The 6,000-nt window shown below is 43.8% G+C and carries 4 protein-coding genes and 1 tRNA gene; all 5 read left to right on the top strand.

Annotated elements, in window-relative coordinates:
• Positions 1-179: 179 nt before the first annotated feature.
• Positions 180-2,201 (top strand): DHH family phosphoesterase, encoded by a 2,022-nt coding sequence (locus ACTCCX_RS10540; RefSeq protein WP_463275957.1) that lies wholly within the window; start codon positions 180-182, stop codon positions 2,199-2,201.
• Positions 2,202-2,204: 3 nt separating this feature from the next.
• Positions 2,205-2,654 (top strand): 50S ribosomal protein L9, encoded by a 450-nt coding sequence (rplI, locus tag ACTCCX_RS10535; RefSeq protein WP_463275955.1) that lies wholly within the window; start codon positions 2,205-2,207, stop codon positions 2,652-2,654.
• A 281-nt stretch (positions 2,655-2,935) separates the two neighbouring features.
• Positions 2,936-4,303, top strand: a complete 1,368-nt coding sequence (gene dnaB / locus ACTCCX_RS10530) for a replicative DNA helicase (protein WP_463275954.1) — start codon at positions 2,936-2,938, stop codon at positions 4,301-4,303.
• A 119-nt stretch (positions 4,304-4,422) separates the two neighbouring features.
• Positions 4,423-5,718, top strand: a complete 1,296-nt coding sequence (locus ACTCCX_RS10525) for an adenylosuccinate synthase (protein ID WP_463275953.1) — start codon at positions 4,423-4,425, stop codon at positions 5,716-5,718.
• Between the two features lie 134 nt (positions 5,719-5,852).
• Positions 5,853-5,925 (top strand) — tRNA-Lys (locus ACTCCX_RS10520).
• Positions 5,926-6,000 lie beyond the last annotated feature (75 nt).

Here is a 6,000-nt window from a genome sequence, read left to right as displayed (position 1 = left end):
GCGACGCGCGCCGAAGCTGCAGGGACAATATTAAAACATTTCTAAATAGGCAGTACACGTAAGGTTTCTGAACTTTGCATAGAAAAGATTGACACATACGACGCAAAGGGCATTATAGCTATTATTATCTGAATATGTTAAAATATACGAGTGCAAATTGTAGGTTCAGTAAAGGAGCTATCATGAAAATAAAGGAAAAGTTAAAAAATCTTCCTCACTTCATAAAGGCTGACAAGATTAAGGTTCCTTTCCTGATTATCGTGTTCTTATTGCTGGTGATCGTTGTTTTGACGTTCATTGCAGATTGGAAAATAGGAATTGGAATTACGCTCTTATGCGTTGGAATTGTTGGGTTCATCAGTTATTCTTCTGAATATTTGATTGATGAGACAAATCAATACATATCTGACTTATCTTATCGAATCAAAAAAGGTGAACAAGAGGCTTTAATTAAGATGCCTATTGGTATACTTCTATATAATAAGCAAGAAGAAATCCAATGGATGAACCCATATTTAGTAAAGTATTTTGGCAAGAAAGATACATTGGGAAGAAAGCTGAGTGTGGTGGACGAAGAATTATATCAGCTTTTTAAAGACTCGCAGGATTATGAGATCCGCCGTGTGAAATGGGGAAATCATTATTTTGATATGATCATTCAAGAGGATATTGGCGTCATTTATTTGATGGATATAACAGAATATGCCAAAATTGAAGAAAAGTACAAAGATGAGAACTTTGTTTTTGGAAATATCATTGTCGACAATTATGACGAGGCTGTTCAATCCATGAACGATCGCAAGCGATCGAATGTGAACAACTACCTGACGAATCAACTCACGAATTGGGCAAACATGAATAATGTCTTCTTGAAACGAGTGGATGATGACCGCTTTATAGCATTGACCAATATGCGGGCATTAAAGAAAATAGAAGAAAATAATTTTGATATCATTAATCAAATAAGGGAAAGAACCTACAAGCAGAATTTTCCATTGACATTGAGCATGGGTTTCTCATACGATAAAACGTTTGAGCAGACCAATTTTAAAGAAGTCGCCAAAATGGCGCAGTCGAATATTGATTTAGCTTTGGCAAGAGGTGGCGATCAAGTTGTCGTGAGGGCTGAAAGTGAAGATGCCCGTTTTTATGGCGGAAAAACGAATCCCATGGAAAAACGGACCCGTATCCGTGCGAGAATGATCAGCCAGGCTTTGGAAGAACTTATTGTCCATGCCGATAAAGTGATCATTATGGGCCATAGTTACCCGGATATGGACGTCATCGGTTCCTGTCTAGGAATCCGACGCATTTCTCAGATGAATAATCGTGAAGCCTGGATCGTGTTGGATCCGCAACAGTTTTCCAATGATGTGAACCGGATTATGCAGGAGATAGACAAGGATCCTTTGATCGCGAAGCGGATCATTTCGCCAGAGCAGGCGATGGCCTTGGTGACGCCGCAGACGCTCATCGTCATGGTAGATGTCCATCGTCCATCCATGACGCCGGCACCCGGACTTCTAAATCTGTCCAAAAAAATAGTTGTCTTGGACCATCACAGGCGCGGACAAGAATTTCCGAAAGATTCTGTGTTGGTCTATATGGAACCTTACGCTTCATCCACTTCTGAATTGATCGCTGAACTGTTCGAATATCAATCCAATGAGATGGATGCCATCAATAAGATAGAAGCAACGGCTATGTTGGCGGGGATTATCGTTGATACCCGTAATTTCAGTTTGAGAACCGGATCCAGAACTTTTGATGCTGCCAGTTATCTGCAGTCGAATGGAGCGGATACCGTTCTGATCCAAAAATCATTGAAAGAGGACTTGGACACCTATCTTTTGCGCAGTCATTTGCTTCAGACTATGGAATTTGTGAACGGAAACCTGGCGATCGTCCATGGGGAAGATGATAAAATCTATGACACGGTCGTCGCTGCTCAAACCGCCGACACGATGTTGTCTATGGAGGCGGTAGATGCTTCATTTGTCGTCACAAAACGCCAGGATGGCAGAGTCGGCATCAGCGCCAGAAGTCTGGGACAATACAATGTGCAGACCATCATGGAAAAATTAGGTGGTGGCGGACATTTGTCCAATGCAGCTACGCAGCTTGAGAATACGACAGTCCATGAAGTCGTCGAAAGACTGAAAGCAGTCATAAATCCAGAAAAAATCAAGGAAGGGGAATAATAAATGAAAGTTGTTTTTTTAGAGGACGTTAAAGGCAAAGGCAAAAAAGGGGAAGTCAAGGATGTTGCGGATGGTTACGCTAATTTCCTGATCAAAAACCGCAAGGCTGAAGAAGCGAATGCCGCTACGATTTCCGCATTGAAAGGCCAAAAGAAGGCTGAAGAGAAGAAGCAAGCTGAGGAGTTGGCAGCTGCCCAAGAATTAAAAGCGTTTCTGGAAAAGGATGAATCAATCATCAAATTATCCGCAAAAATTGGTGAAGATGGTCGATTGTTTGGTTCCATAACAACGAAACAGGTTGCCGAAGCACTGCAGAAGCAACATAATGTTAAATTGGATAAGCGAAAAATTGAATTGGAAAGTCCTATCCGCGCATTAGGTTTCACAAAAATGCCCGTAAAAATCCATCCGGAAGTGACAGCGATGTTGACGGTGCAAGTAACGGAAGGGTAATGCTTTTCAAAATACAAACGAAAGACAGGGATACTGATCTCTGTCTTTTCGTTTGTTTAGGAGGATCACTGGGGCAGTCCATATAATATGGAAGAAAATAAATTTGACGGCTGTAGTAAGGGGACCATCCCAATTGAATTTTCTGTAAAAACAGAACAAGAGTTCGGTATCCTGAATTGTAAATATGACTGATTTAGGATACAATAAGGAAGCAAAAGATGAGGAGGCCAGTAATGATTTCCTTGTCTGAATGAATCAAACCTGAAGGGTGAAAATATAAAATGGAAGAAATACTTCAAGATCGTATCCCCCCTCATAGTATAGAAGCCGAGCAATCCGTTCTGGGCTCCATTTTTTTGGATCCTGAAACGGTTGTCAATGTTCTGGAATACCTTGAAACATCTGATTTTTACAGAAAAAATCATCAGATTATTTTTGATGCGATCTTGCAATTGAACAACCGGAATGAAGCGATAGACGTCGTCACGATCGCCAACGAGTTGGATACGAAGAATCAACTTGAGAATGCTGGCGGCATGGAGTATTTGGCCGAATTGGCGGTTGCGGTTCCCACGTCAGCCAACGTGGAATATTATGCCAAGATAGTGGAAGAAAAATCGATTGTGCGCAATCTGATCCGTTCGGCTACAGAAATCGTCCGTAAAGGCTATGAAGAGGATGATGAGCTGGCTGTCATGCTGGACAGCGCCGAACAGAATATCCTTCAAGTATCCGAACGCAGGAACCGATCTGGCTTCATCCGTATATCGGATGTCGTATCGGCGTCACTGCAGAATATCGAATCTTTAGCGCAACGAAGCGATGATGTGACTGGGGTTCCGACCGGCTATATCGCCTTGGACAAAATGACGGCTGGCCTCCAAAAAGAAGAGCTGATCATCTTGGCCGCGAGACCGGCCGTGGGGAAGACTGCCTTCGCGCTGAACATCGCGCAGAATGTCGCGACAAAGGCGGATCAGGTAGTCGCCATCTTCAGTCTGGAGATGGGGGCGGAGTCATTGGTCAATCGGATGCTGTGTGCGGAAGGGAACATCGATGCGGGTCATTTGCGGACAGGACAACTTTCTGAAGACGAGTGGTCCAACCTGATCATGGCGATGGGAACACTTGGACAGTCAAAAATCTTCATTGATGATACGCCGGGTATCCGGATTGCGGAAATCAGGGCAAAAAGCCGTCGTTTACTGCAGGAGCAAGGAAAGCTGGGACTGATCGTCATCGACTATCTGCAGCTGATCGAAGGGAACAACCGCGAAAGCCGCCAACAGGAAGTTTCCGATATTTCGCGTCAATTGAAGAAATTGGCCAAGGAACTGAAAGTGCCGGTAATCGCCCTTTCCCAATTGTCCCGTGGTGTGGAGCAAAGGCAAGACAAACGTCCGGTATTGAGCGATATCCGTGAATCGGGATCGATCGAGCAGGATGCTGATATCGTTGCCTTCCTGTACCGCGATGATTATTACGAACGTGAAGGCAGCGAAGAGCCGGAACGGGATGAGCAGGAGAACAATGTCGTCGAAGTTATCATCGAAAAAAACCGGAGCGGGGCGCGGGGAACGGTAAAGCTCCTGTTCAAAAAGGAATTCAACAAATTTTCTTCGATGAGCTATATGCCGGAAATTAGCTGATGAGGTTGGACAAATTGTTCAGAAATGAGCGCTTTTATTTGATTCTTTATTGAAAGACATAGGTAATATTGGTAAACTAGCATAGTGTTATGAATAAATAAGATGAGGTGGAGTAAATAATGACTTCAGTAGTAGTTGTTGGGACTCAATGGGGAGACGAAGGTAAAGGGAAGATTACAGATTTCCTTAGTGAGAATGCAGAAGTAATCGCTAGATATCAAGGCGGGGACAATGCTGGCCACACAATCCAGTTTGATGGCGTTACATACAAATTGCACTTAATTCCATCCGGCATTTTTTATCCAGAAAAAATCAGCGTGATCGGAAACGGCGTAGTAGTGAACCCGAAATCATTGATCAAAGAATTGGCATATTTGAAAGATCACGGCATCAACACGGATAACCTGCGTATTTCCGACCGTGCCCACGTCATTTTGCCTTATCATATTCAATTGGATCAGCTACAGGAGGATTCAAAAGGCGAAAACAAAATCGGTACGACCATTAAAGGGATCGGGCCTGCATACATGGATAAAGCAGCGCGTGTCGGTATCCGGGTAGCTGATTTGTTGGACAAAGAGATCTTTGCAGAACGCCTGAAAATCAACCTGGAAGAAAAGAACCGTCAATTCACAAAAATGTTCGACTCTGTTGAAATCAAATTCGAAGATATTTTTGAAGAATACTATCAGTACGGACAGGAAATCAAAAAATATGTATGCGATACATCCGTTATCCTGAACGATGTATTGGATGCCGGCAAACGCGTTCTTTTTGAAGGCGCACAAGGGGTTATGTTGGATATCGACCAAGGTACTTATCCATTCGTTACTTCTTCCAATCCTGTTGCTGGTGGGGTAACCATCGGTAGTGGTGTGGGTCCTACCAAAATCGACAAAGTTGTCGGTGTCTGCAAAGCTTACACTTCCCGTGTCGGCGATGGTCCGTTCCCGACAGAATTGTTTGATGAAGTCGGAAGCCAAATCCGTGAAGTCGGCCGTGAATATGGCACAACCACCGGCAGACCGCGCCGTATCGGCTGGTTTGACGCAGTTGTTATGCGCCATTCAAAACGCGTTTCAGGGATCACAAACCTATGCTTGAACTCAATCGATGTTTTGAGCGGTTTGGAAACAGTCAAAATCTGTACTGCCTACAAAAATGGCGAAGGCGAATTGATTTACCATTACCCAGCAAGCTTGAAGGAATTGGCGCAATGCACGCCTGTCTATGAAGAGCTTCCGGGCTGGAGCGAAGACATCACTGGCTGCCGTACATTGGAAGAACTTCCTGAAAATGCACGCAACTATGTCCGTCGCGTTCAAGAAACAGTTGGCGTCCGCATCTCCACTTTCTCAGTGGGACCGGACCGCAACCAAACGAACGTATTGGAAAACGTTTGGGCAAGCATCTAATCTAGCGATGAATACAAAAAAGAGTCCGCTTCCGGAGGTACTATCCGGAAGTGGACTCTTTTTTTCTTGAAGTTATTGCATTTTATTGAAAAGGAGAGTAAAATAACATTTGTTACGTGATCAGCACGTGATACGGGTAATTAGCTCAGTTGGCAGAGCAGCTGACTCTTAATCAGCGGGTCGGGGGTTCGAGCCCCTCATTACCCATTTGGATTTATCGGATAAGCTTTAAAAGTATTGATGGATATTCCTCATGCTTTTAGGGCTTTTTTATTTTGTCTT

It is taken from the genome of Trichococcus sp. (assembly GCF_055118575.1).
The sequence above is the reverse complement of the archived record's forward strand: the minus strand, read 5'-3'. Positions and strand labels throughout refer to the sequence as shown.

Excerpts from the sequence above, each read along its gene's own strand:
- rplI (WP_463275955.1), top strand. The coding sequence starts at position 2,205 with ATGAAAGTTGTTTTTTTAGAGGACGTTAAAGGCAAAGGCAAAAAAGGG.
- dnaB (WP_463275954.1), top strand. The coding sequence starts at position 2,936 with ATGGAAGAAATACTTCAAGATCGTATCCCCCCTCATAGTATAGAAGCC.
- ACTCCX_RS10525 (WP_463275953.1), top strand. The coding sequence starts at position 4,423 with ATGACTTCAGTAGTAGTTGTTGGGACTCAATGGGGAGACGAAGGTAAA.